Below are 24,038 nucleotides of genomic sequence, written 5' to 3'. Positions count from 1 at the left end.
CGCACGACGGGCCGCCCCGAGGGGCGGCCCGTCGTGCTGGCGTTCGCGTGCGACAACGACCTGTGGTGGAGATGGGGGGAATTGAACCCCCGTCCATCGCTGAGTTTCCACGCCTTCTCCGGGCGCATCCTGTGAAGCGTTCTGCTCGGCCCCGACCGTTGTCACAGGCACCTCGGTCGACGAGCCCAGCCTGAAAAAGTCCCGCACGTCGCTCAGGCGACGACGCGCAGCAAGTTCCCTAAATGACGCCAGGGACCGGGGCGGGAACCCACCCGGACTGACGGACTATCGGACTCGCTTAGGCAGCGAGGGCGAAGTCAGACTGCTTCTTATTGGCAGTTATTTGTTCGCAGGGAGCGTTCACGAGATAACCCTGCATCCTCGGCCCGCTTCTCGTGGGCGCACAGGCGATGTCGAAACCGATCATCCCCATGAGCACCGGTGGAGTCGTCCGTGTGGAGTCGTCCGTTCGGAGGGCCGTTGTCGCACGCTGTGGAGTTGCCATGTTCCGCGCGCTTCACCAGGACGGTGAGGGGTGCGCGGCCTTACAGTCTAGAACAGGCGGGATGCTTCCGCCATTCCCGGCCGCGCCGCCCGTTCGGCGCCGAACCAGCTGGAGGTCGCCCGTGGGCACGCTCATCACCGTCACCGCCACCGCCGAGGAGCGCGCCTGGCCCGAGCTCGGCGCCGTGCATCTCTCGGTCGGGGCGTCCGGAGCCGATCGGCAGCAGGTCATCGACCGCACCGCCGCGGCGCACGAGCGGCTCCTCGCCGAGGTGCGCCGGCTGGACGGCGAGGGCGCGCTCGAGCAGTGGTCGGCCGGTCAGCTCCGGGTCTGGTCGCAGCGCCCGTTCAACTCGGAGGGGCGTCAGCTCCCGGTCGTGCACGAAGCCAGGGGCGAGCTGGAGCTCGTGTTCAAGGATCTCGCCGCGCTGTCGGCCTGGGTGAGCGAGCAGGCGGCCGGCGAGGAGCTCTCCGTCGGCGGCATCGAGTGGCGGCTGACCGAGGCGACCGCAGCCCGGGTGCGGGAGGCGGCGCAACGACGCGCCGTCGCCGAGGCGGTCGCGAAGGCGACCGTGTACGCCTCCGCGCTCGGGCTCGGCTCCCCCGCACCAGTCGAACTCGCAGATGCCGGGCTGCTGGACGCCCGGCCGAGTCCGATGGCCAAGGGCGGTCACCTGGCACGTGCGGCGGCGTTCGGAATGGATGCCGCGTCGGCCCCGATCGCCGAGCTCGCCCCGGCAGAGCTCGTGGTGCAGGCGACGGTGGAGGCGCGGTTCGACGCATCCGCCGGCTGAGCCAGGATAGGCTTACCTTAGTCTTGGCTCGACGCCGCTCCGGCGGGGCCGTCTTCACGATGAGAGGTGCTGTCCGAATGCGATCCCCCCTGCCCCGGCGAGTGCTCGCCCGGTCCATCGCTGTCGCGGTGGGCACGATCATGGCGCTCGCCGGATGCGCCCCCGCCGCGCAGTCCGAGGACGCACCGAACGGGAGCGCGAGCGGGACGCAACCGATCGAGCACGCTCGCGGCACCACCGAGGTTCCGGCGGCCCCGCAGCGAGTGGTCGCGCTCGAGCCGGTCGAGCTCGACACCGCCGTCGCGCTCGGGATCACCCCGGTCGGTGCCGCCGTCGCGAGCAACGTCGCCGGTGTCCCCGACTACCTCGGCGTGACGGGCGTCCAACCCGTCGGCACGGTGCCCGAGCCCGATCTGGAAGCGATCGCGGCGCTGAAGCCCGACCTCATCCTCGGCACCGAGGCCCGGCACTCCAAGCTGTACGAGCAGCTGTCGGCGATCGCCCCGACGGTCTTCATGCAGACGCAGGCCGACCCGTGGCAGGAGAATGTGCTGCTCATCGGCGCCGCGCTGGGGCAGCCTGAGGAGGCGAAGGCCCTGCTCGACGGTTTCAACGAGCGATGCGATCGCATCGCCGAGGAATTCGACGTCGAGGGGAAGACCGTCAACCTCATCCGCCCGCGCGACGAGACCACCCTGAGCCTGTACGGGCCGACGTCGTTCGCCGGCAGCGCGCTCGAATGCGCCGGCCTCACCATCCCCGCGCGGGAGTGGGAGGACGGCCTCCAGGCCGACCTCTCCCCGGAGAACGTCCTCGACGCCACCGCCGACTACGTCCTCGTCACGAGCGCCGACCCGAGCGACGACGCGACGATCCCGCCGGCGATCGCGCAGAACCGCAGTGCGTTCCCGTCGCTCACGCTCGTCGACACAAGCTACTGGGTGTCCGGCGTCGGGCCGAAGGGCGGCGACCTCGTCCTCGACGAGATCGAGGCGCTCCTCGAAACCGAGCGGTGACCGCCGCCGCCATCGGTCGACCGCGCGGCACGTTCACCGGATCCCAGAGCGGCCGAGCCCGCACCTGGATCGGTCTCCTCGGCCTCCTCGCCCTCCTCGCGACCGCGATCGTCCTGTCGCTGACGCTCGGCTCGAATGCGCTGTCGCTCGACGCCGTCGTCGACGTGCTGCGCGGCGGCGGCTCCCCCGAGGCGCGATACGTGGTCGAGGAGCTCCGACTGCCCCGCACCGTCACCGGCCTCGTCGTCGGCGCGGCGCTCGGAGCAGCCGGGGCGCTGATCCAAGCCTTCACACGGAACCCCCTCGCGGACCCGGGCATCCTGGGCGTGAACGCCGGCGCCGCATTCGCCGTCGCGATCGGCGTCGCCTTCCTGGGGATGCGGGACATCGCCGACCTCGTCTGGCTCGCGTTCCTCGGGGCGCTCGTGGTCACGGTGGCCGTCTACGTCATCGGCTCGTCCGGTCGAGGCGCCGCCGACCCGATCCGTCTCACGCTCGCGGGGGTCGCCCTCGGCGCGGTGTTCTCGGGGATCACCACCGGCCTGACCCTCAGCGACCCGGACGCCTTCGAACACCTGCGCTCGTGGAACGCCGGGTCGCTCCTCGGGCGCGGCTTCGACCTCCTCCTCCCCGTCCTGCCGTTCGTGGGTCTCGCCGTGCTCGGCGCGCTCCTGCTGGCGCCCGGTCTGAACGCCGTGGCGCTCGGTGAGGACATCGCGCGCTCGCAGGGCGCGAACATCGCGGGAATCCGGATCGGGGTCGTCCTCGCGGTCACCATGCTCGCCGGCGTCTCGACGGCCCTCGCCGGCCCGATCTCGTTCATCGGGCTGATGGTCCCGCACGTCGCGCGATGGGTGTTCGGCGTGGACCAGCGGAAGATCCTGCCCGTCTCGATCGTCCTGGCCCCCGCGATCGTGCTGCTCTCCGATGTGCTCGGGCGGCTGCTCATCGCACCGGCCGAGATTCCCGTCGGCATCGTCACGGCGTTCGTCGGGGCCCCGGTGCTCATCGCGCTCGCGCGTCGCGCGAAGGCGAGCGCCCCCTCATGAGCACGATCGACCGTCCCCGCCTCGACCCCGGATACCGACGCCACCGGCTCCGGTGCGGCCCGATCGCCGTCGCCGTGCGCACCCGGAGCCTCGCCGTGGCCGCCGCGCTCCTCGCGGCGATCGCCGTACTCACCATCGCCGCTCTCGGCCTCGGCACCTACCCGCTCACCCCGGACGCCGTCCTCGGCACGCTCTTCGGTGGCGGCGACGCCCTCGACCGCACCGTCGTCCTCGAGTGGCGCCTTCCGCGGACGCTCGCGGCATGCGCACTCGGCGCCCTCTTCGCGATCGCGGGGGCCCTGTTCCAGACCGTCACCCGCAATCCGCTCGCGAGTCCGGACGTCCTCGGGCTGTCGAACGGCGCGTTCACCGGCATGCTCCTGACCGTGGTCTTCTTCTCCGCGAGCTGGCCGCTCATGACCGCCGGCTCCGTCGTCGGCGGGCTCGCGACCGCCGGCCTCATCTGGGTCCTCTCACGGCATGGCGCGGGGCAGAGCTTCCGGCTGATCGTGATCGGCATCGGCGTGGCCGCCATCCTCGCCTCCGCGAACACCTGGATGCTGCTCGAGGTCGAGCTCGACACGGCGATGTTCGCCTCCGCATGGGGTGCCGGCAGCCTGAACGGGGTGACCGCGGGCGCGCTCGGCGGGGCGGTCGTGGCCAGCCTTCCTCTCGTGCTCTCGCTCGTCCTGCTCACCCCCCGTCTCCGGCAGCTCGATCTCGGCGACGACGTGGCGCACGCGAGCGGCGCACACCCGGCGCGCACCCGCGCCTTCTCGCTGCTCATCGCCGTCGGCCTCGTCTCGATCGCGACGGCGGTCGCCGGCCCGATCGCCTTCATCGCGCTCGCCGCCCCGCAGATCGCCCGCCGGCTCGCCGGCGCCCCGTCCCTCTCCCTCACGCTGTCGGCGCTCGTCGGCGCGTTCCTCCTGCTCGCGTCGGATGTCGTGGCGCAGCATGTGCTCCCCGTGACGTTGCCGGTCGGCGTGGTGACCGTCTCGGTGGGAGGGGCCTATCTCGTCGCCGTCCTCATCCAGGAGATCCGTCGCCGTGCCTGATCGAACCGCTACGCCGAGTGCGCTGCCCACCACCTCGCGTCTGCACGCCGAGAACGTCACCCTCGGCTACGACGCGCGCCCCATCATCACCGGGCTGAGCACCGCCATCCCGGACGGGTCGTTCACCGTCATCATCGGACCGAACGCCTGCGGCAAGTCGACCCTCCTCCGGGGTCTGTCCCGACTGCTCTCGCCGACGGCCGGACGAGTGATCCTCGACGGGAAGGCCATCTCCGCCCTGGCGGCGAAGGAGGTGGCCAAGCGCCTCGGCCTCCTGCCGCAGTCGGCCGCCGCGCCGGACGGGATCACCGTGGTCGACCTCGTCGCCCGAGGGCGGTACCCCCATCAGGGACTCCTCCGGCAGTGGACCGACGCCGACGACGCGGCCGTGGCCGAGGCGCTCGACGCGACCGGCACCCGGGAACTCGGGCCGCGCCGTGTGGACGAGCTGTCCGGAGGCCAGCGGCAGCGTGTCTGGGTGGCGATGGTGCTGGCCCAGGAGACCGACCTCCTGCTGCTCGACGAGCCCACGACCTTCCTCGACATCGCGCACCAGATCGAGCTCATGGAGCTGTTCGCGCGGCTCAACCGCCAGGGGCGCACCGTCGTCGCCGTGCTCCACGATCTGAACCACGCCGCCCGATACGCGGACCACCTCATCGCGATGCGCGACGGGCGCATCCTCGCCGAGGGGCCGCCGTCCGACGTCGTCACGAGCGAACGCGTGGAGGAGATCTTCGGACTGCCGAACGTGGTCATCGCCGACCCCGTCACCGGCGGCCCCCTGGTCGTTCCGGGCGTCCCCGTCGCCCGAGCCGAAGCGGTGGAGCGATGACCGCCGCCGCGACCCGCCCGTGGGAGTACCGGGCGTTCCCGGTCACCGTGCGCCGCACGCGGAGGCTGAGCCCCGGGTTCATCCGGGTGACCCTCGCCGGCCCGACACTCGGCGAGTTCGCCCCCTGGGGCCTCGACCAGCGGATCAAACTCGTCCTTCCCGCGCCGGACGGCAGTCGCCCAGACTTCGGCCTCCTCGACGACCCCACTCCGCACCCCAAGGAGTGGTACACCCGCTGGAAGGCACTCCCGGAGGCGAGCCGGAACGTCCTGCGCACCTACACCCCGGCGGCCGTCCGGCCCGAGCACGGCGAGATCGACGTCGATCTCTTCATCCATCAGCCCGCTGGTCCGGCGTCGGCGTGGGCCCTCGCCTGCCGGCCCGGCGACGAGATCGTCATCACCGGGCCCGACGCCCGCGCGGGCTACACCGGGTACGGCATCCACTACACGCCGCCGTCGCCGCCGCAGCGGCTCGTCCTCATCGGCGACGAGTCGGCCCTCCCCGCGATCCGCAATATCCTCGAGGCGCAGCCCACCGACACGACGGTCGACGTCATCCTCGAGCTCGGTGATCTCGCCGACGATCTGCTCGGGGGAAGGTGGCCGGGCGCGGGCATCCGACTCGTCGCTCCGGAGGCGCGCCCCGGAGTCGCGCTCGAGCGAGCGGTCGTCGAGTGGGTCGAGCACGCGGCCATCACGGCGGCCGGACGCTCCGAGATGTACGCGTGGGTGGCGGGCGAGGCGAGCGCCACGACGCGCATCCGCCGCTATCTGACCTCGACCGCCGGCCTCGACAAGGCGCGCGTGGCGTTTCTCGGATACTGGGCCCTCGGCGGGCCGCTCGTCAGCTGAGCGCTCAGCCGCGCTCGACGAGCTGCCGCTCGAGCCGTGCGAGCTCCTCGAGGGCCAGACCGGACGAGAGCAGGTACTCACGGGCGCTGCCGTGATCGCGTTCGACGAGCTCGATCATGCCGTCGATCGCCTCCGGCGGGCTGCCGCCCATGAGCACGCGCAGCGCCGGGGTGTCGGGCACGCCGTACTGGCCGGCGAGCCCGACCATGCGGTCGAGCCACTCGCCGGCGAGATTGCGCTCGGTCTGCTCGTAGTCCGCGATCACGAGGTCTCGGTCGACGCCGACCGCGAGCAGGGTGAGGGCGATGACGACGCCCGTGCGGTCCTTGCCGGCGGTGCAGTGCACGACGACGGAGCGGTCGCGGGCCGTGGAGATCTCGCGCACCGCGTCGACCACCACCGAGGAGTGCTGCACGACGATGCGCTCGTAGAGCGCGTCGAGCGAGATGCCGGCCATGCCCTGCGAGGCGCCCGAGCCCTCGAAGACGGGCAGCCGCAGCACCTCCACGTCGAGGCCGGTGAGGTCGTCGGGCATGCGCGCGACCTCCTGCTCGTCGCGCAGGTCGATGACCACGCCGACCCCGAGGTCGCGCAGCTCCGCCTTGCCGGCCTCGCCGAGGGCGTGCAGTCCGTCGGAACGGAAGAGCACCCCCGGCCGCACGAGCCCGTCGCGGGCCACGAGGCCACCGACGTCGCGGAAGTTGTAGGTGCCGGGAACGGGGATCCGAAGCGAAGTCTCCATCGAATCCGAGCCTACCCCGAGCCGCCGCCGCACCGGCCCGCAGCCGACCCGCGGGCCACGAGGCATCCGCCCGCCCGAGTCGCTCGGCGCTACTCGCCGAGATGCCGTCGGCTGGACATCGCCCGATCGGCCTCGCGCTTGTCCTGGCGCTCTCGGAGCGCCTGCCGCTTGTCGTACTCGCGCTTGCCCTTCGCCACCGCGAGCTCGACCTTCGCGCGGCCGTCGCTGAAGTAGATCGACAGCGGGATGAGCGTGTACCCGCCGTCCTTCACCCGATGACTGATCTTCACGATCTCCTGCTTGTGCAGGAGCAGCTTGCGCTTGCGCCGTGGGGCGTGGTTGTTCCAGGTGCCCTCGGTGTACTCGGGGATGTGCACCGCGTCGAGCCACATCTCGCCGCCGTCGATGAAGGCGTACCCGTCGACGAGGGACGCCCGCCCCTCGCGCAACGACTTCACCTCGGTGCCCTGGAGGACGATGCCGGCCTCGTAGGTGTCCTCGATGGTGTACTCGTGCCGCGCCTTGCGGTTGGTCGCGACGACCTTCTGTCCGCGTTCCCTGGGCACGGCCCTCTCCTCACGGTCTCGATGTGATTGACGGATGCCGCGACCTCCGCCGCGGCGAGCCGTTCAGTCTACCGGTCCGGGCGGGGCGGCACCGACCAGCCCGCCCGGCCGGCGATCAGACCTTGAGGTAGCGCGTGATCGCGATGCCCGCGGAGATCGCCGCGAGCAGCACGCCGACGACAATGAGCAGCGGCACCACGAGCAGGGCATCGCCGAGATCCACGAAGGTGAACGCGAGGTTCTGCGCCAGGTAGCCCTGCACGAAGAACTGCACGATCGCGACCACCGCCCCGCCCGCCAGCAGCGAGCCGATCAAGCCCGCGAACACGCCCTCGAGCACGAACGGGGTTTGGATGAACCGGTTCGAGGCGCCGACGAGTCGCATGATGCCGAGCTCTCGCCGTCTCGAGAAGGCGGAGAGGCGGATGGTCGTCGCGATGAGCAGTGCGGCGGCGACGAGCATGATCGCCGCGACCGCGATGGCCGAGTAGCTCGCGGCGTTCAACACATCGAAGATCTGGTCGAGCAGGCGCCGCTGGTCGCTCACCGACTCGACGCCGGACATGCCCGCGAGGGCTTCGACGAGCACATCGGACTGATCGGGGTTCTTCAGGTTGACCCAGAAGCTCTCGTTCAGCACCTCCGGGGTCACGTAGTCGGCCGCGGGGCTGCCCTTGAACTGCTCCTGGAAGTTGTCGTAGGCCTGCTGGTGGTCCTCGAAGTAGTACTTGTCGATGTACGGGGCCAGGGTGCTGCTGTTCAGCTGGTCTTCGACGGCCGTCTTCTGCTCGTCGGTCGCCTCCCCGTCGGCGCATCCCGCCGTGCTCGACAGCGAGGTGCAGAGGTACACGGCGACCTGGGCACGGTCGTACCAGTAGTTCTTCATCTGCGCGATCTGCAGCTGCAGGAGCGCGGCGGTGCCGACGAAGGTGAGCGACACGAAGGTGACGAGCACCACCGAGACCACCATCGAGGCGTTGCGGCGAAGCCCGTTCGCGGCCTCGCTCAGTACGAGTCCGATCCTCACTTCGTCGGCCCTACTTCCTGCTGGTCGTCATCGGCTCGCGGGCCGCCGGGCGCGCGAAGGCCCAACCGTTCGGCGAGGGTGAGTGGTGGTCCCTCCGGATCCTCGGCGGGGGCCGGCGCCTGCGCGCGAAGGCGCTCGGGGTCGACGTCGATCTGGCCGGTGGCCGCCGCGGTGATCGCGGCCGCCTCCTCGGTGACCGCGTCGCGCGTCTCCTCCGGTTCGACGTACAGCGGCTGCGCCTCGCGCATGACCTCGGCGGTCACCTTCGGGGCGGCCGGGCTGATCCCGGTGTCGGCGATCGGCTCGAGGGGCGCCTGGGACGTCTCGCCGGTCTCGCTCGCGCGCGCCGCGCCCTCCGGCTCGAGCGCCGTCGCGACGACCGCCGCCGGTGTCGTGCGCGGCGGGAGATTCATGTCGCGCACGGTCTGCCCGTCGTAGCCCGCGTCGAGCTCGTCGCGGACGATCTGGCCGGCGGACAGCTCGATGACCCGCCGCTGCATCTGGTCGACGATGCCGGCCTCGTGCGTGGCCATGATGACGGTCGTGCCGCTCGCGTTGATCCGTTCGAGCAGGGTCATGATGCCCGCGCTCGTGACGGGGTCCAGGTTTCCGGTCGGCTCGTCGGCGAGCAGGATCTGCGGCTTGTTCACGATCGCCCTGGCGATGGCGACGCGCTGCTGCTCGCCGCCGGAGAGCTCGTGCGGCATCCGCTTGCCCTTGCCGTCGAGGCCGACGAGCTTCAGCGTCTCCGGGACCGCCGACTGGATGTACCCGCGCGACTTGCCGATCACGCGCAGGGTGAAGGCGACGTTGTCGTAGACGGACTTGTTCGGCAGCAGCCGGAAGTCCTGGAAGACGACGCCGAGATCGCGGCGGAAGTACGGCACTTTGCGACTCGAGATCGAGCCGAGGTGCTGGCCGAGGACGTGAATCTCGCCCTTCGTCGGCTTCTCCTCCTTGAGGATCAGCCGCAGGAAGCTGGACTTCCCGGAGCCGGAGGCGCCGACGAGGAAGACGAACTCGCCGCGCAGGATCTCCACCCCGACGTCGTTCAGGGCGGGCCTCGCCTGGCCCGAATAGGTCTTGGTGACGGAATCGAAGCGGATCATCGTGTTCGAGCCTAAGCAGCGGAGCGCGGAATGCGGGCAGCGACACTGGATTTCGCCAGCGCGCCGCCCGCACTCGGGACGATCGGTCCGTTCGGCGGGCCGGCAGCGGCTCGCCGGACCTCGGGCGCCGGCGAAGCCGACGACGAGGTACAACACGAGCGAGAGCGCCGCCGCGATCGCCGCGTAGGGCAGGATCGCCGTCATCAGGTTCAGCGGCTTGATGCCGGTCGAGCGCGAAGCGAGGATGATGCCGTCGCCGTACCGGCAGGTCGTCGAGCCGAGCGCCCGGTGCGCAACTACGACACGATCGTCCGACGGCTGATGGCCGAAGGCTGCCCGGAGGATGAAGCGGTCGACGCCCTCGTCACCTTCGAGGCCCTCATCATCGGCTCAGCACTCGATGCGGCGGCGCCCGACGACATCATGGCGCCCGGTGACGCCGGGGCCGGATCCCCCGCGTTCGCCGCCGCCGAACGGGCCCGCACGGCGGCCGCGTCGGCCCGAGGCATCCGCCCGACCGACCGCAGCTTCACGCTCGGGGTGCGAGCACTGCTCCGCGGGCTCCGCGCCGAGTGGCCGCGCGGCTGACGCACCGCGCGCGAGCGATCAGTCCGTCGGCTTCTGCTTGCGCCAGCGGATGCCGGCCGCGATGAGACCGTCGAGGTCGCCGTCGAAGACCACCGCGGGGTTGCCGACCTCATAGCCGGTGCGCAGGTCTTTCACGAGCTGCTGGCCGTAGAGGAAGTAGGAGCGCATCTGGTCGCCCCAGCTCGCCGTGATCGTGCCGGCGAGCTCCTTCTTCTGTGCCGCCTCCTCCTCGCGCTTGGCGAGCAGGAGGCGGGTCTGGAGCACGCGCATCGCCGCAGCCCGGTTCTGGATCTGCGACTTCTCGTTCTGCATCGAGACGACGATGCCGGTCGGGATGTGCGTGATGCGCACGGCCGAGTCGGTCGTGTTGACCGACTGCCCGCCCGGGCCCGAGGAGCGGAAGACGTCGACGCGGATGTCGTTCTCGGGGATCTCGACCTCCTTCGCCTCCTCCATGACCGGGATGACCTCGACCGCGGCGAAGCTCGTCTGCCGCTTGTCGGCGCCGCCGAAGGGGCTGATGCGCGCGAGGCGGTGCGTGCCCGCCTCAACCGAGAGGGTGCCGTAGAGGTACGGCGCGTCGATCTCGAAGGTCGCCGACTTGATGCCGGCGCCTTCGGCGTAGGAGGTGTCGAGCACCTTCACCGGGTAGTCGTGACGTTCGGCCCAGCGCAGGTACATGCGCATGAGCATCTCGGCGAAGTCGGTCGCGTCGTCGCCGCCCGCACCGGAGCGGATCGTGACGACCGCGCCACGATCGTCGTACTCGCCGTCGAGCAGCGTCTGCACCTCGAGGTCGCCGATCGTCTTCTGCAGTGCGACGACCTCGGCACGCGCCTCGGCGGCGCTGTCCTCGTCGCCCGCCTCGTTGGCGAGCTCGACGAGCACCTCGAGATCGTCGATGCGCGACTCGATGCCGGTGATGCGCTTGAGCTCCGCCTGGCGGTGGCTCAGCGCGCTCGTGACCTTCTGCGCGTTGGCCGGGTCGTCCCAGAGATCGGGCGCGCCGGCCTCCTCCGAGAGACGGGCGATGTCCGCCTCGAGCGCGTCGGTGTCGACGACAGCGCGGATTTCGCGGAAGGTCGCGCGGAGCGCGGAGATCTCGGTCGACAGGTCAAGTTCGAACATGGCATCATCCAGCCTAGTCGTGGCCGGGGCCGCCATCGTGCACGATCGACCTCCGCCCCCCGGCCGGGGGTCGCTAGGCTGGCGCGGTGAGCACGATCGACCCCGCCGCTGCACGGCGCGAACGCCTGGAACGCCAGCGGGGAAGCACCGGCGCCGCCCTCGCGGCCGCAGCGTTCGCGCTGCTGCTCGTCGCGACCTCCGCGGTGATCGGCTACAGCTTCGCCGGCATCTTCGACACCTTCCGGCTCATGGAGCTGAACAGCGTGTTCTCGAACTGGGAGTCGCAGATGCCGAACACGGCGTTCGGCCTCCCGATCGGCATCCTCACGACCATCGCCGCGTGGGCGTTCTACGCGAAGTGGAACCACCGCTTCACGGGCGACTCCTCGCGCTTCGTCGGGGTCGGGCCGCTCACCCTCGTCCTGGCCGGACTCGCGATCGGGCTCTGGATCGGCTGCGCCGCGTGGACCGCGCCCGACCAGCCCGGCATGCAGATCGACCCCACCTTCGGCGAGGACGAGGTCTGGGGCGTCGGCGCCTGGATCTTCTACGCCGCGCAGTGGTGGCTGCCAGCCCTCTTCGGCGTGCTCGCGATCGCGGCGTTCTTCGCCGGGGTGGCCGGCCGACGTCGCAGCGCCGGTCGCACCGCACTCATCGAACGGATGCTCGTCACCGGCCGCCGCGCCCGCGGCGTCGTCACCGAGAGCACCCTGCCGTCGGGCGAGGCGAGCTCGGTCCTGTTCGCTCTGACCGTCAAGTTCACCGATACGAGCGGGACGGACCGGTGGGTGAAGCGCGTCGCGAAGTACCGCGCCGCCGAGGTGCCGCCCGTCGGCGCCCCCGTGACCGTGCTGTACGACCCGGCCGCGCCCGGCGACACCTCCCGCATCTTCGTCTCGAGCGGCCCCGCCGAGACCGCGGCCGACTTCCGCCGCAACGAGTTCTGATCCCGTCGCGGCGTCGGCGGGCCGCGATCCCGACGCTTCCCCGACGGTTCCGCGCCGGGTGTAGCGTCGGAGACGATGACCGACTCCCAGCCCCAGTTCTCGTGGGGTTCGATCGTTCTCCCGGCCTACCTGCCGACCCTGCTGTTCTCGCTCGGTGAGGGCGCGATCATCCCGGTCATCCCCGTCGTCGCGTCCGAACGTGGCGCCTCGATCGCCCTTGCCGGCCTCGTCGCCGCGATGCTGATGATCGGCGAGCTGCTCGGTGATCTGCCGGCCGGCTGGCTCGTCGCCCGAATCGGCGAACGGAACGCCATGATCGGCGCCGCCATGCTCGCGGTGATCGGCGTCGTGGTGGCGCTCGCCCTCCCGAGCGTCACGGCGCTCGCGATCGGTGTGCTGCTGCTCGGCCTCGCCACCGCCGTGTTCGGCCTCGCCCGGCACGCGTTCCTCACGAGCTACGTGCCGGCACGGGTGCGCGCCAGGGCGCTATCGACGCTCGCCGGGGTCTTCCGGGCGGGCTGGGCGATCGGCCCCTTCGTCGCCGCCGCGATCATCGCCTGGACGGGGAGCTCCGAGCCGGTGTTCTGGGTGCTCGTCGCGGCGTGCCTCGCGGTCGTGGTGGTGCTGGTGCTGCTGCCGGACCCCGAGCGGGTCTTCGGCCTCGGGCGCGGGTCGTCTGCCGCCGTCGGCGTCTCCGCAGCGGAAGCGCCGCAGGGCGTCTTCCGGGCGATCGTCGAGCATCGCGGCGTGCTCGCCCGAGTGGGCTCGGGGATCGGCCTACTCGCCGCGGTGCGTGCGAGCCGCACGATCATCCTGCCGCTGTGGGCGGTCTCGATCGGCATGCCGCCCGAGACCGCGGCCCTCGTCATCGGCGTTTCCGCGACGATCGATTTCTGCCTGTTCTACGTCAGCGGACAGGTGATGGACCGCTTCGGGCGCCTCTGGGGTGCGATCCCCGGCCTCGTCGGACTCTCGACCGGGCATCTGATCCTCGCGTTCACCCACGACGTGCCGGGCAACGAAGCGTGGTTCATCGCCGTGGCCGTGCTCTTCGGCGTCGCGAACGGCGTGTCGAGCGGCGTCATCCTGACGGTCGGCGCGGATCTCGCGCCGAAGCGGCATCCGGCGGCCTTCCTCGGCGCGTACCGCACCATCGGCGACGCCGGCCAGGCGGCGGCGCCACTCGTCGTGTCGGCCGTCACCTCGCTCGTCTCGCTCGCTGCGGCGAGTGCGGCCATCGGCGTGCTCGGCTTCGTGGGGGCGGGCATGCTGCTGCGCTGGATCCCGCGCTACGTGCCCGGCCGCCGGGGGCGGCGCCACGGCGACGACGGTACCGCGGACCAGGCCGAGGGAGCGGGCTGAGCCCGGCTCCCCCGGCGTCCGGATGCCCCGCGACTACTGGCCGGCGACCTTCTCGACCGACATGACCAGGATGACCCGGTCGGCCTTGTCCGCGGGCGGCTGCGCGTCGGCGTCGCCGTAGCGACGGCCGAGATGAGCGTAGAACTCGCCCGTGGGATCGGCGACCGTGTCGACGAGACGACCGCGCACCTCGACGTACTTGAACGGGGAGCCCGCGTCGAGCGCCTCGAGGGTCATCACCGGGTTGTCCTGGAGGTTGCGGAACTTCGCGCGCTTCGTGGTGTGCGTGAAGCGGATCACCTGCGCCTCGGCGTCGAACTCGAACCACATGGGGTTCACCTGCACCTCGCCGTTCGGTCGCACGGTGGCGAGGTGGCCGTAGACCGGCGCGGTAAGGATGCGGAGGAGGTGCTCGGGGATGTCGATCGTCATGGTCACCAGTCAAGCACCTCAGTTCCATCCGCCCGCCGCCCTCGGTTAGCCTGCACGGGTGCTCACCGATGCCGAGATCGCCGCGTCCCTGACCGCATCCGCCCGCGCCATCCCCTACCCCGGCGAGTGGCTGGAGCCCCCGTTCGACGGCGAGCGGCAGGCCGTCGTCGCGCGCGACGCCGGGCTCTCCGAGCTGCGGGTCGACCGCGCGAGCGGCCGCGTCGTCGCCGTCGAGGTGCCCGGCGGGTTCGCCCAGCCGATCGCGCCCTCGTCCGCTGCGCTCGCCGAGCTCGGCGCCGCCTACGCCGAGGCCCTCGCTCGCACCGACGGTGCCGACGAGCACGAGCTGCGCGTCGTCGAGGCGTCCCTGCTCGCGGCCGTGCGAGTCGTCGCACCTGAGCTTGCGGACGCCGAGACGTTCTGGTCGATCGCCGCCGAGGAGCTCGGCGACGGGATCACGGCGGATGGCCCGGCCGCACCGCCGACGGTCGTCACCACGGCGGGCGGGCCGACCGTCGTCATCGCGCTGCAGATGCTCGCGCTGCATCAGGCGCTCGCCGCGGAGGGGCTGACGCTCTCCGGCTACGCCGAGTTGCTCCCCTCCGTCTCGCTGAACGGCTCGCTCGCGACGACGCTCGCGGCCACGGCCGCGCCGGGCGCGTTCCGCAGCGGCCCGGTGCAGGTGCTCGTGCTGCCGGCCGGTGCCGTGGCGACGGCGAAGGAACTCGCGTTCCCGTCGCTGCGGCTCGTCGTCGTGTTCGGTGCGGCGGATGCCTCGGCGCCGGGTGCGCCCGCGGCACTGCCCGTGCCCGAGGGGGTCGAACTCGTCGTTCTCAACGGCCCGGAGCCGTTCGCCGCGCTCGCCGGTCTCGTCGCCGAGCGGTGGGCCGCCGCTCAGTTCGCCGGACACACCCGAGGATGAGGCGATGACGGACGACGCACTCCCGACGATGCCCGAGGTCGTCACGTACGACGGCCTGCCCGCCACCGCGGGCGGTGCGCACTCGCTGCGCGTGAAGCGCCCGGCGGATGCCCACGAGCGGGTACAGCGCTTCCTCGCGGCGTGCACGGTGCCGACCGAGCCGGCGCAGTGGACCTTCTCGATCACCGCCGACAGCGACCTGGCGGCCACGGAGCGGCTGGCGGCGTTCGCCGCCGAGGTGCTGGGCGGGCCGCGGCGCACGCAGCGGGTTCGCCGCGACTGGAACGTGCGGCCGGACTCCGTGCCCGAGGTGCTCGACGCGATCGCCGCCGAATCGGGCGCGACCACGAGGTACGGGGCATCGCTCGCGACACTCGCTCAGGCACTACCCGTGCAGCTCGTCGATCCGTCGACGGGCGAACCGTTCGACGGACTGTCGCCGGACGCGTTCGGCGGCTTCGCCGTCGACGGCTACGGCCGACTGCTCGGCGCCTCCGGGGTTCGAGCGAGCTACGGAACCGCGGGTTCCGCCCTGTCGCTGTGGCTGTGCCTGCCCGCCGACGAGCGCTTGACTCCGGCGGCGCGGCATGTGCAGGACCACCTGCCGTTCCGGCTGTCGGCGAAGCACTGGCGGCGGTGGCAGCCGACCCGTGCGCGCGACGGCTACCGCTCCTCGAAGGCGCCGTCCCCGCTGGCCGGCTGACGCGGAACGGGTCGCCCGACGCCTGTGTGTGCGCGGCACGGCGGGTGGCGCGGCCGAGCGGTCATGGGTCGGCCGCGCCGACCGAGCGGTCATGGGCCGCGCGGACCGAGCGGTGATCGGTCGGCCGCGCGGACCGAGCGGCTATGGGCCGCGCGGACCGAGCGGTCATCGGTCGGCCGGCACGGTGAACACCGAGCGAGCCGTCGATTGCACCGCGAGCTCGACCTCGATCGGGAGCCAGTCGACGCTCACCGGTGCCCGCCATACTCCGCGGAGCTGCACCGTCGCACTGGCTCCGTCGTTCGACTCGACGGCCACGAGCTCAGCTTCGGCCGGCGCGACCTCGGCCAGATAGTCGGCGGCGGCGCGGTCCATCGCCCGGTGCTCCGCAGCGACCCGCACCCCGTCTCCGTCGGCGACGGCGTCCGCGACCGCCCACGCATCGGCGGCGGCGAGCGCGGCGCCGTCCGCGAGAGCGAGCAGACGCTTCCGTTCGAGGTAGAGCGAGCTCGCCGAGACGACCGCCAACACGACGGCGAGCGCGAGCAGGGCGAAGCCGACCACCAGCGGCAGGGTGGAGCCCCGTTCGCCCGTCGGTCGCGGCCACGGTGGCGGACCGGGCCGCCGACCGGGCGGGCGGGCGCCGGCCCGGGTGCCGTCGTGCGGGCTCACTCCCCCGCCTCCACCGGCGCACGCCAGTGCGACACGGTCTGCACGGCGCTGGCTTCGACGGGCACCACGAGGACACGGTCGAGCCCGAGCACCCGCGGCGCGAAGGGCAGCGGCACCTGGAGCTGCACCGTCACCCGGACCCTCGCGCCCGGCGTGACGCAGTGCGCACCACCGCAGTCCAGCCCGATCCGGCGTTCGTCGTTCTCCCGTCCGAAGTCGTCGAGCACGAGCTCGATCGCCGTCGCAGTCGAACGACGCACCTCCGACTCGTCGCTCGCCTGCACCGCGACGCGGGCGCCGTGCCGCGCGGCGCCTTCGGCCGCGAAGCTCGCCGCCTGCAGCTCACCGAGCGCCAGCACGAGATACACGACCGGCAGCATGAGCAGCAGCGCGGCACCGAGGAATTCGAGTGAGGCGGACCCCCGTTCCCGCTCACGGCCGACACCGCGCGGCACCCGCTCCGAGCGTTCACCCGACTGCCTCGCGCACGGCATGCCCGGACACCTCCAAGCTCGCCGGGGGCCCGAACAGGCCGAGCACCGGAAGCGCCGCGCGGACCGTGACACGAACGAGCTCGACGCCGTCGCGATCGACACGGGATTGCTCGATCTCGGTGGCGTACCCCGCGCCGACGGCCGTGCTGATGAGCTCGCGCGTGCGGGCCGCGCCTGCTTCGGGAGCCACCCCGGCGAGCGCGGCGAACCTCGCCCCCTCGGCGGCGGCGTCGAGCACCGTATTGCGCACGTGCAGCGCGAGCGCCAATTGGATCACCCCGAGTGCCAATAGCGTCAGCAGCATCGCGACCATCGCGAACTCGGCGACCGCCGAGCCTCGCTCGTCGCGGGGCCGCGACTGGCGCCGGACGGCCACCACGGGACCGCTGAGTCGGGCTCCGCGGCTCAGAGCCCGCTCACTCGTTCGATCGCCTGCTCGAACATGCCGCCGAGTGCCGGCCCGGCGAGCGCCCAGATCACCGCCACGAGACCGGCGGTCATGAGGGTGATAAGCACCCACCCGGGCACGTCGCCGCGCTCGTCCTCGCGGACCGTTGCGACTCGGCGCAGCATCCGGTTCATCTCCATAGTGTTCCCTCTCCTCGGTCATGCTGTATCTGGTTGCCTCATCGTCGCCGCGGTCGAGCGCCACGCTCAGAACCCCGCCTGCAGGACCAGGTATCCGGGGAACAACCCGAACACCACGGTCACCGGAAGGATGAGAAACACGAGCGGGACCAGCATCGCGATCTCCTTGCGACCGGCCGACTCGATGAGTCGACGCTTCGCCGCCTCTCGCGCATCGGCCGCTTGAGCGCGGAGCACGGTCGAGAGCGGAGCCCCGCGCTCGACGGCCCCGATCACCTGGTCGAGCGCGCGGGTCACCGGCGGATGCGCGAGCCGGTCCCGCATCCCTCCGAGCGCCTCGTCGAGCGGCGCCCCGGCCCCTGCAGCAGCGACGGCGCGCCCGAACTCGCCACTGAGCTCCCCGCCAGCCGATCGGGCGACGCGGCGTACGGCGTCGAGCAGCGATTCGCCCGCGGTCAGGCTGAGCGTCAGGAATTCGAGCACGGTCGGCAGCTCGTCATCGATACGGGCCAGTCGCTGCCGGGCGGCGCGCTGGAGCACCAGCTCGGAGAGCGCCGATACGGCGAATCCGCTCACGACTGGGCCGACCACCGTGATGACAGGAGCGGCGCTCGCCGTCGGCAGCACCAGGAGCACCACGGCGGTCGCACCGGCGACCACTGCCGCACAGCTCACTTGCTCGAGGCGGAACCGTTCGACACTGCGACGCCAGCCCGCCTGCCGCAGGCGCAGCGCGACCGTCTGGTTGCCGGCCAACAGCATCGGAACCCGCCGTAGGCGGGTGCTCCAGGGCTGGAGCACCGCAGCGAACACCTGGCCGGGATCGCTCGTGCGGCGTTCGAGCACCGCGCGAGCTTCGGTCGAGACGTCCGTCACGAACGGCGCGACCCGTTCGACGAGCGATCGTCGACCGAACCGTGGCGCGCTGACGAGCAGCAGCCACAGGCCGATGCCGAGGAGCAGGCCAGCAGCGAACACGAACGGGGTCACCGGAACCACCGCCGTTCCGGGCGGAGCCGCCCGATTCCGAGCATCAGTCGGTACGCGAGGACCGTCACCGCGAGGCCTCCGACGATGACCGCGGTTCCGGCCGCCGAGTCGTAGGCGCGGATCGCCTCGGGCCGTGTGGCAAGGACGGCGAGGAGCAGCCACGGGGCGGCGGAGCCCAACCTCGCCGCGTTGCGCAACCAGGACTGGCGCGCGTGCACCTCGGCCCGGACCGCCCCCTCCTCGCGGAGGGAGCCCGACAGCGTGCGCAGCACGTGCGGGAGCTCGGTGCCGCCGACTTCACGGGCCATCCGGACTGCTTCCAGGAGCCGATCGGACGTCGGGTCGGCGAGCAGGTGCTTCAGCCGGTCGAGCTCGCCCGCGAAATCGCCCGTGCGCGCGTACCCGTCTGCAAACGACGCGAAGGCGCTGCGGACTCCGGCAGGGCCACGTCGAGCGAGCTCCGCGAGCGCTTCAGGAAGGGAACGTCCCGCGCGCACGGAGGCCAGCAGATGATCGACGACATCGGGCCAGAGCGTTCGGTACTCGGCCCGCTGGTCGTTGGCACGTCGACGGATCATCATCGGGATGAACAGCGCTCCGAGCACGGCCGCGGCCGCGGCGAGCGACGGAACGGCGAACAGGCCGAGTGCGAGTGCCCCGCAGAGCAACGCAGTGCACACGCTTGCGGTGACCACCACGGCGAGCGGCACGCGGGCCAGTCCCGCGAGCACGAGCTCGTCATGGACGCGGACCAGCGCAGCCGAGGGCGCTCCCCCGCGGGCGGTCGAGGCGGCCCGGGGCCAGACCCACGGTGCGGCGACGAGCAGCAGGCCGGCCCCCAGCGAGATTCCGAGCAGTGCGCTGACGGGCAAGGCACTCACCGGAAACACGGGCAGATCGAACACACTCATGCGGCGGCGCCGCCGAGGACGATGACGGGATCGAGGCCGGCTGCGCGGAACTTCTCGAGGCGAGGCATCCGCTCGCCCGTGAGCTGCAGTTCATCGTCGACCCGTCGGAACAGGGGCACGGTCTCGATCGTGGCCGCGCCGTGCTCACCGGTGGTCGCGACGATCTCGAGGACACGCCGCCGCCCGCGCCGATCGATGCCCAGCTGGACGACGAGGTCGACGCAGGCGGCGACGGTCGGAACCACGAAGCCCGCGTCGATGTTGCGGCCGGCCAGCAGTGGCAAGGTGCACAGCTTCATGAGCGCGTCGCGCGCGGAGTTGGCGTGCAGCGTGCACATGCCCGCGATGCCGGAGTTCAGCGCGATGAGCAGATCGAGGCTCTCCGCGTCGCGCACCTCGCCGACGACCAAGCGGTCGGGTCGCATCCGCAGCGACTCCTTGACGAGGCGGCGGAGGGTGATCTCACCGGCACCCTCGAGATTGGGCGGACGACACTGCATCGCGACGAGGTCGCCCGCCTGGATGTCGAGCTCGAAGGTCTCCTCGACCGTGATGACCCGGTCGCCGGACCGCACGCAGGACCCGAGCGCATTGAGGAGCGTCGTCTTGCCGGTGTGGGTCGCGCCGGACACGAGGAGGTTCGCGCCGGCGAGCACCGCCATGCGCAGGAACTCGGCCGCCTCGCGGCTCAGGGCGCCGAGGCCGACGAGCGCGGAGAGCGAGTGGAGTCCCCGACGGAACTTGCGCACGTTGACCGACCAGGCGCGCGTCACCTCGGGAATGGCGACGTGCAGCCGGGAACCATCGGGCAGCGCGGCATCGACGAAGGGCTGCGACAGGTCGAGCCGCCGCCCCGAGGGCCGGAGCATGCGCTCGACGAGCTCGCGCACCTCGCGCTCGGAGAGGGGCGACGGGATGCGCTCCGCGACCCCGTTCCGGGCGATGAACACCCGGTCGGGTCCGTTGATCCAGATCTCCTCGACCTCGGGATCGTCGAAGTAGGGCTGCAGCGGGCCGAAGCCGGTGAGCTCGGCCAGGACCTCGCTCGTGGCCGCCCGCTCGTCGCCGATCGGCTCGCCGCCGCTCGCCAAAGCGCGCTCACCGAACCGGCGAACCTCCGCTCGGGCAACGCGGTCCGCAGCGATCGGATCGGCGGATAGATCGACCCCTTCACGGATCGCGCGCTCCCGGACGAACTGGGAGAGGGTGCGGACGGCATCTGGCATGCCTTCATCCTCCAGACCGGCGGGCAAGGAGGCGCAGAGTTATCCACACGCCGATCATCGGGCCCCCCGCTGCTGCGCGAGGCGCCCACGCACCTAGACTGGTCGGGCACTCGCGGGAGTGGTGAAACCGGTAGACACGCAGGATTTAGGTTCCTGTGCCTTCGGGCGTGAGGGTTCGAGTCCCTCCTTCCGCACCACGGTCCACCTGGTGGTGGAAGGCACGCTCGCCCGCTGCTCCGCGTTGGCGTCACACGTGACCACGCCCGACCGGTCGATGCCGACCGGCCGGGCGCGGCCTGAGCGCTACTCCGCCTTGCGGGAGCGCCGCCCGAGCACGAGCGCCGCGATCGCGGCGCCGAGTCCGAGCACGCCGACGGCGATGCCGGTCACGCCGATCGCCCGCGCGGTGCCGTCGTCGCTCGCGGCGGCGTCGCTCGCCTCGTGCCCCTCGCCGTGCTCCGGAGCCGCGGCGCCGTGGTGGCCGCCCTCCTCCGCCGCGGTGACGGTGATCGAAGGCGCCGGGTGCTCCGGCTCCTCCTCACCCTCGGCGGCAGGCTCGCTCCAGTCGGTCGAGCCCTCGGCGCACTCCTGCAGCACCGGGAAGGCGAGGGTCTCGCCCTCGGCGTCGGCGGGCAGTTGGAGCGAGAGTTCGATGACGTCCCGGAGTTCGGCGGGCAGCGGCGTCGTCGCGGTGTAGACGACCTGCGCGACCCGGTCGACGACGCTCGCGCCGTGCGAGTCGATCTTCGGCTCGGGCAGCTTCTCGACGATCGTGCCGATCGTCCATCCGGCGTTGACGGTCGGGGTCACCCGGTCGATGCCATCGGGCATCGTGAAGGTGAGCTTGGTGGTCGGGCTCGTGCCGCAGCCGTGCGGGATGCCGAAGCTCAGCACCGTGTACGCGCCGGCGGCGGTCGAGGTGGAGTCGACGCCGACATGGGCGCTCGCGGCGAGCGGGGCGCCGAGGGCGATCACGGCGCCGGCGCCGAGGGCGGCGGCCGTCACGAGGGCAGGGCGGACGTGGGTCTTCGTGGTCATGTTCATGCTTTCGTGCGAAGTGGAATGTGGAGGCCTGCGCCGCTCAGGCGGCGCCTACTCCGCACGGTGGCCCGCGTCGCACGAGGACCTGCGCGAGCCGCCGCAGCGCCGACACCCGGACGGGGCGGTCCGCCACTCGCGCGACGATTGCTGGCGCTTCGGTGAGCGGGACGAGGAACAGCTCGACCGCGACGAGGATGCCGCGCGCCGCCCGGGCGAGTGCCCTCACCGTACGGTCGGCCAGTGCAATGCTCGCGACCGCGAGCAGGGCTGCAACGAGGTGCGCGACCGGCATGGCCGCGCCGAAGTGCTCGCTGTGTCCGGGCTGCCCGGTGCCCGCGACGGCGAGCCAGGCCTCTCGGCTGACCGGGCCCGCCGATGCATGCAGCGCGTGCGGGTCGGCGCCCGCCGCGAGTCCGCTCGGGGAGCTGCCCGCCGAAAGCGAGAACGTGGCGTGCAGCGCGAGCTGCGCCACCACGGCAGCGAGGGCGGCACCGGGCCAGCGCGCACCGCGGCCCACCATCAGGATGCCGAACGGCACCGAGAAGGCAAGAGCGACCGCGAGCGCGACGAAGCCGGGCGGACTCCCGCCACCGATCGTGTGCGCGAGCGACGCGAGCAGGGTCGACGAGGACGCGACCAGGAGTCCCCGCGTGGTGCGGGCGGCGCGCGCATGGTGCACGATCATCGAGCCTAGTCGCCCGCGCGCTGCTCGGTCAGCTCATCGGCGGGCCCGCGGCGATGCGCGCTCGCGCGTACGTCTCGATCTGCTCGGCCGGGACCGACCAGTCGGTGTCGAGCCACCAGCTCGCCCCGGCCTCGGCCCACGGTTGCACGACCGCGGCATCCGCCGCCGGATCGAGCCCGCCCGTGGTGCCCTCCTGCACCCAGTCGAACGGTCGCTCGGCGAGACCCAGGCGCTCGCGCTCGGCGAGCAGCCACTCGTAGGCCTCTCGGCCGATCTCCGGAGTGAAGACCTGCTGCTGCGTTTCAGGGCCGGCCACGCCCTCCCCCGGCGGCGCGTAGTTCGGCAGCCAGCCGTCGAGCCGGGCCACTCGGCGCATCGACTTCGTGCTGGGCCAGAGGCCGACGGCCCAGATCGGCACGCCGGGCTGCTGCACGGTGGGCGGCGGCAGCATCTCATCGGTGCGGCGGACCGTGAAGTGCCGCCCCTCGTAGGCGAAGGGTTCGCCCCGCCAGAGCTTCGGCAGCAGCTCGAGCGTCTCGTCGAGCTGCTCGGCCCGCACTCGGCGGCCGGGGTCGTGCTCGAAGATCCAGAAACGCCCCTCGACTTCCTCGGGCACGCCGAGCCCGGCGGAGAGCACCACGCGCCCCCTCGAGAGCCGATCGACGGTCATGGTCTGCCCCGCGAGCTCCCACGGCCGGCGCCGAGGGACGGGCGTCAGCATCGTGCCGAGCCGGATCGTCGAGGTGCGCACCGCGGCCGCAGCGAGGATCGACCACGGGTCGGGCGCCCAGATGCCCTCCCACACGAAGAAGCCGTTCCAACCGTGCTGCTCTGCCAGTTCGGCCAGCTCGACCGCGAGCTCGGGATCGGTGCCGGGAAAGATGAATCCGTAGCGCATGCGGCGAAGCTACCCCGCCCGACCGACATTCGGATGCGATGCCGAGTTGCGCACGGTAAGGTAACCCTTGCCTATCCTTTCGAGAAACCCGAGGGTCACCATGTCGACTGCTCCGCCCGTCATCGACCGCGAGACCGCCGCCGAACCTCTCGACGTCGCCGCCCTCGTCCGCGCCGCCTCGGCCGACGACCACCGCGCGACCGAGACCCGCGGCTTCATCGTGGAACTGATGCGCGGCGAGCGCTCGCTCGACGACTACACGCGCTACCTGGCCCAGCTCGCCTGGATCTACGAGGCGCTCGAGGCCCGCGGCGCTCGCACCGACGACCCGGACGTCTTCGACCCCGCCCTCGCCCGCATGGCGGCCATCGACGCCGACCTCGCCGCGCTCGGCGCCCCGGACTGGCGCGAGACGCATCCCGCACTCCCCGCCACCGCGGAGTACGCGACGCACCTGCGCGGGCTCGCCGACGACGACGTGCGGTACTTGGCGCATCACTACACGCGCTACCTCGGCGACCTCTCCGGCGGCCAGGCGATCGCCGCGCTCGTCGCCCGGCACTACGGTGCGACGTCGGAGCAGCTCGGCTTCTACGCCTTCGACCTCGAGGGCGGCCCGGTGCAGTACAAGCGCCGCTACCGCACCGCGATGAACGAGCTCGGGCTCACGGCCGAAGAGGTCGACGCCCTCATCGACGAGGTGCGCGCATCCTTCCGGTTCAACGGCGCGATCTTCGAGGCCCTCGACGCGTGATCCGGGCCCGTCATACGACGGGATGATCCCGCACCCCTACGACGGGATGATTTCCCACCCCACACCCGGCTGGCCGGGTGTTCGCGTGGGTAGACTGCATCGACACTGCACGCCGCGGCACCTCGACCCGTGCCCGACGACTG

General features: G+C 71.9%; 28 protein-coding genes, 1 tRNA gene and 1 other RNA gene. 13 read left to right on the top strand and 17 right to left on the bottom strand.

Translation table 11 applies throughout. The features are described 5' to 3' along the window. Positions 1 to 63 precede the first annotated feature (63 nt). Positions 64 to 431, bottom strand: a transfer-messenger RNA (tmRNA) gene (gene ssrA, locus M3147_RS03355). Positions 432 to 626: 195 nt separating this feature from the next. On the opposite strand from ssrA, the gene M3147_RS03350 reads away from it, so the two are divergent. The 6 genes from M3147_RS03350 (at position 627) to M3147_RS03325 (ending at position 6,110) form a co-directional block, all read left to right on the top strand. Continuing rightward, positions 627 to 1,298: an SIMPL domain-containing protein gene (locus M3147_RS03350; RefSeq protein WP_251202035.1), complete on the top strand. Its 672-nt coding sequence runs from the start codon at positions 627 to 629 to the stop codon at positions 1,296 to 1,298. Positions 1,299 to 1,375: 77 nt separating this feature from the next. After that, positions 1,376 to 2,314 (top strand): ABC transporter substrate-binding protein, encoded by a 939-nt coding sequence (locus tag M3147_RS03345; protein WP_251202034.1) that lies wholly within the window; start codon positions 1,376 to 1,378, stop codon positions 2,312 to 2,314. Continuing rightward, on the top strand, positions 2,311 to 3,363 hold the full coding sequence (locus M3147_RS03340; RefSeq protein WP_251202033.1) for a FecCD family ABC transporter permease: 1,053 nt from the start codon (positions 2,311 to 2,313) through the stop codon (positions 3,361 to 3,363). The genes M3147_RS03345 and M3147_RS03340 overlap by 4 nt, the downstream gene beginning before the upstream one ends. Beyond that, positions 3,360 to 4,421: a FecCD family ABC transporter permease gene (locus M3147_RS03335; protein ID WP_251202032.1), complete on the top strand. Its 1,062-nt coding sequence runs from the start codon at positions 3,360 to 3,362 to the stop codon at positions 4,419 to 4,421. The genes M3147_RS03340 and M3147_RS03335 overlap by 4 nt, the downstream gene beginning before the upstream one ends. Then, complete coding sequence (locus M3147_RS03330; protein WP_251202031.1) at positions 4,414 to 5,256, top strand: ABC transporter ATP-binding protein; 843 nt, start codon at positions 4,414 to 4,416, stop codon at positions 5,254 to 5,256. The genes M3147_RS03335 and M3147_RS03330 overlap by 8 nt, the downstream gene beginning before the upstream one ends. Next, positions 5,253 to 6,110, top strand: coding sequence for a siderophore-interacting protein (locus tag M3147_RS03325; RefSeq protein ID WP_251202030.1), 858 nt, complete (start codon positions 5,253 to 5,255; stop codon positions 6,108 to 6,110). Before M3147_RS03330 ends, M3147_RS03325 begins: the two co-directional genes overlap by 4 nt. Before the next feature lie 4 nt (positions 6,111 to 6,114). Here the strand turns inward: M3147_RS03325 and M3147_RS03320 are convergent, their stop codons facing one another. The 4 genes from M3147_RS03320 to ftsE all read right to left on the bottom strand — a co-directional run bounded on the left by M3147_RS03320 (position 6,115) and on the right by ftsE (position 9,554). Further along, positions 6,115 to 6,852 carry a tyrosine-protein phosphatase gene (locus M3147_RS03320; protein WP_251202029.1) on the bottom strand — a complete coding sequence of 246 codons (738 nt, stop codon included), beginning with the start codon at positions 6,850 to 6,852 and terminating at the stop codon, positions 6,115 to 6,117. An 89-nt stretch (positions 6,853 to 6,941) separates the two neighbouring features. Beyond that, entirely contained in the window at positions 6,942 to 7,418 is a 477-nt protein-coding gene (smpB, locus tag M3147_RS03315; protein ID WP_251202028.1) for an SsrA-binding protein SmpB, read from the bottom strand. A gap of 115 nt (positions 7,419 to 7,533) precedes the next feature. Next, positions 7,534 to 8,445: a permease-like cell division protein FtsX gene (gene ftsX, locus M3147_RS03310; RefSeq protein WP_251202027.1), complete on the bottom strand. Its 912-nt coding sequence runs from the start codon at positions 8,443 to 8,445 to the stop codon at positions 7,534 to 7,536. After that, positions 8,442 to 9,554 (bottom strand): cell division ATP-binding protein FtsE, encoded by a 1,113-nt coding sequence (gene ftsE / locus M3147_RS03305; RefSeq protein WP_251202026.1) that lies wholly within the window; start codon positions 9,552 to 9,554, stop codon positions 8,442 to 8,444. The genes ftsX and ftsE overlap by 4 nt, the downstream gene beginning before the upstream one ends. Positions 9,555 to 9,842: 288 nt before the next feature. On the opposite strand from ftsE, the gene M3147_RS03300 reads away from it, so the two are divergent. Beyond that, positions 9,843 to 10,142 carry a hypothetical protein gene (locus tag M3147_RS03300; protein WP_251202025.1) on the top strand — a complete coding sequence of 100 codons (300 nt, stop codon included), beginning with the start codon at positions 9,843 to 9,845 and terminating at the stop codon, positions 10,140 to 10,142. Positions 10,143 to 10,160: 18 nt separating this feature from the next. Here M3147_RS03300 and prfB read toward each other — a convergent pair whose 3' ends face one another. Next, positions 10,161 to 11,270, bottom strand: coding sequence for a peptide chain release factor 2 (gene prfB / locus M3147_RS03295; RefSeq protein WP_251202024.1), 1,110 nt, complete (start codon positions 11,268 to 11,270; stop codon positions 10,161 to 10,163). A gap of 86 nt (positions 11,271 to 11,356) precedes the next feature. Between prfB and M3147_RS03290 the strand changes: the two genes are divergently transcribed. Together M3147_RS03290 and M3147_RS03285 are read left to right on the top strand one after the other, a co-directional pair. Next, entirely contained in the window at positions 11,357 to 12,217 is an 861-nt protein-coding gene (locus M3147_RS03290; protein WP_251202023.1) for a DUF3592 domain-containing protein, read from the top strand. 75 nt (positions 12,218 to 12,292) lie between these two features. Beyond that, positions 12,293 to 13,579, top strand: a complete 1,287-nt coding sequence (locus M3147_RS03285; RefSeq protein WP_251202022.1) for an MFS transporter — start codon at positions 12,293 to 12,295, stop codon at positions 13,577 to 13,579. 33 nt (positions 13,580 to 13,612) lie between these two features. Here the strand turns inward: M3147_RS03285 and M3147_RS03280 are convergent, their stop codons facing one another. Further along, positions 13,613 to 14,011 (bottom strand): TIGR03618 family F420-dependent PPOX class oxidoreductase, encoded by a 399-nt coding sequence (locus tag M3147_RS03280; protein ID WP_251202021.1) that lies wholly within the window; start codon positions 14,009 to 14,011, stop codon positions 13,613 to 13,615. A gap of 58 nt (positions 14,012 to 14,069) precedes the next feature. Here M3147_RS03280 and M3147_RS03275 point away from each other — a divergent pair, with 58 nt between their 5' ends. Both M3147_RS03275 and M3147_RS03270 read left to right on the top strand, forming a co-directional pair. Continuing rightward, the gene (locus M3147_RS03275; protein WP_251202020.1) at positions 14,070 to 14,933 is read left to right on the top strand and encodes a hypothetical protein; all 864 of its coding nucleotides are present in this window, start codon (positions 14,070 to 14,072) and stop codon (positions 14,931 to 14,933) included. A gap of 4 nt (positions 14,934 to 14,937) precedes the next feature. After that, positions 14,938 to 15,636, top strand: coding sequence for a hypothetical protein (locus M3147_RS03270; protein ID WP_251202019.1), 699 nt, complete (start codon positions 14,938 to 14,940; stop codon positions 15,634 to 15,636). Between the two features lie 165 nt (positions 15,637 to 15,801). Here the strand turns inward: M3147_RS03270 and M3147_RS03265 are convergent, their stop codons facing one another. From M3147_RS03265 to M3147_RS03235, 7 genes are all read right to left on the bottom strand, one after another. After that, positions 15,802 to 16,308 (bottom strand): pilus assembly protein TadG-related protein, encoded by a 507-nt coding sequence (locus tag M3147_RS03265; RefSeq protein ID WP_251202018.1) that lies wholly within the window; start codon positions 16,306 to 16,308, stop codon positions 15,802 to 15,804. Beyond that, entirely contained in the window at positions 16,305 to 16,802 is a 498-nt protein-coding gene (locus M3147_RS03260) for a hypothetical protein (RefSeq protein ID WP_251202017.1), read from the bottom strand. Before M3147_RS03260 ends, M3147_RS03265 begins: the two co-directional genes overlap by 4 nt. Then, complete coding sequence (locus M3147_RS03255; protein ID WP_308201042.1) at positions 16,777 to 17,178, bottom strand: TadE/TadG family type IV pilus assembly protein; 402 nt, start codon at positions 17,176 to 17,178, stop codon at positions 16,777 to 16,779. The genes M3147_RS03260 and M3147_RS03255 overlap by 26 nt, the downstream gene beginning before the upstream one ends. Positions 17,179 to 17,207: 29 nt before the next feature. After that, positions 17,208 to 17,384, bottom strand: a complete 177-nt coding sequence (locus M3147_RS03250; RefSeq protein ID WP_251202015.1) for a hypothetical protein — start codon at positions 17,382 to 17,384, stop codon at positions 17,208 to 17,210. 72 nt (positions 17,385 to 17,456) lie between these two features. Continuing rightward, positions 17,457 to 18,380 carry a type II secretion system F family protein gene (locus M3147_RS03245; RefSeq protein ID WP_251202014.1) on the bottom strand — a complete coding sequence of 308 codons (924 nt, stop codon included), beginning with the start codon at positions 18,378 to 18,380 and terminating at the stop codon, positions 17,457 to 17,459. Further along, complete coding sequence (locus M3147_RS03240; RefSeq protein WP_251202013.1) at positions 18,377 to 19,252, bottom strand: type II secretion system F family protein; 876 nt, start codon at positions 19,250 to 19,252, stop codon at positions 18,377 to 18,379. The genes M3147_RS03245 and M3147_RS03240 overlap by 4 nt, the downstream gene beginning before the upstream one ends. A gap of 35 nt (positions 19,253 to 19,287) precedes the next feature. Beyond that, on the bottom strand, positions 19,288 to 20,517 hold the full coding sequence (locus M3147_RS03235) for a CpaF family protein (RefSeq protein ID WP_251202012.1): 1,230 nt from the start codon (positions 20,515 to 20,517) through the stop codon (positions 19,288 to 19,290). A 112-nt stretch (positions 20,518 to 20,629) separates the two neighbouring features. On the opposite strand from M3147_RS03235, the gene M3147_RS03230 reads away from it, so the two are divergent. After that, a tRNA-Leu gene (locus M3147_RS03230) sits at positions 20,630 to 20,714 on the top strand. 106 nt (positions 20,715 to 20,820) lie between these two features. On the opposite strand, the gene M3147_RS03225 is transcribed toward M3147_RS03230, so the two are convergent. From M3147_RS03225 to M3147_RS03215, 3 genes are read right to left on the bottom strand one after another with little or no spacing between them, the layout of a single operon-like run. After that, positions 20,821 to 21,555 carry a YcnI family copper-binding membrane protein gene (locus M3147_RS03225; RefSeq protein ID WP_285873033.1) on the bottom strand — a complete coding sequence of 245 codons (735 nt, stop codon included), beginning with the start codon at positions 21,553 to 21,555 and terminating at the stop codon, positions 20,821 to 20,823. Between the two features lie 43 nt (positions 21,556 to 21,598). Next, complete coding sequence (locus M3147_RS03220; protein ID WP_251202010.1) at positions 21,599 to 22,243, bottom strand: hypothetical protein; 645 nt, start codon at positions 22,241 to 22,243, stop codon at positions 21,599 to 21,601. Positions 22,244 to 22,271: 28 nt separating this feature from the next. Beyond that, on the bottom strand, positions 22,272 to 23,141 hold the full coding sequence (locus M3147_RS03215) for an LLM class flavin-dependent oxidoreductase (protein ID WP_251202009.1): 870 nt from the start codon (positions 23,139 to 23,141) through the stop codon (positions 22,272 to 22,274). Between the two features lie 100 nt (positions 23,142 to 23,241). On the opposite strand from M3147_RS03215, the gene M3147_RS03210 reads away from it, so the two are divergent. Beyond that, a complete protein-coding gene (locus M3147_RS03210) occupies positions 23,242 to 23,895 on the top strand; it encodes a heme oxygenase (biliverdin-producing) (protein ID WP_251202008.1) in 654 nt (217 codons plus the stop codon). Positions 23,896 to 24,038: the final 143 nt, after the last annotated feature.

Origin of the sequence: Agromyces mediolanus (genome assembly GCF_023715325.1) — a bacterium.
Classification (GTDB): domain Bacteria; phylum Actinomycetota; class Actinomycetes; order Actinomycetales; family Microbacteriaceae; genus Agromyces; species Agromyces mediolanus_A.
Note: the sequence above shows the minus strand (reverse complement) of the source record. Positions and strands in the feature narration are given on the sequence as shown.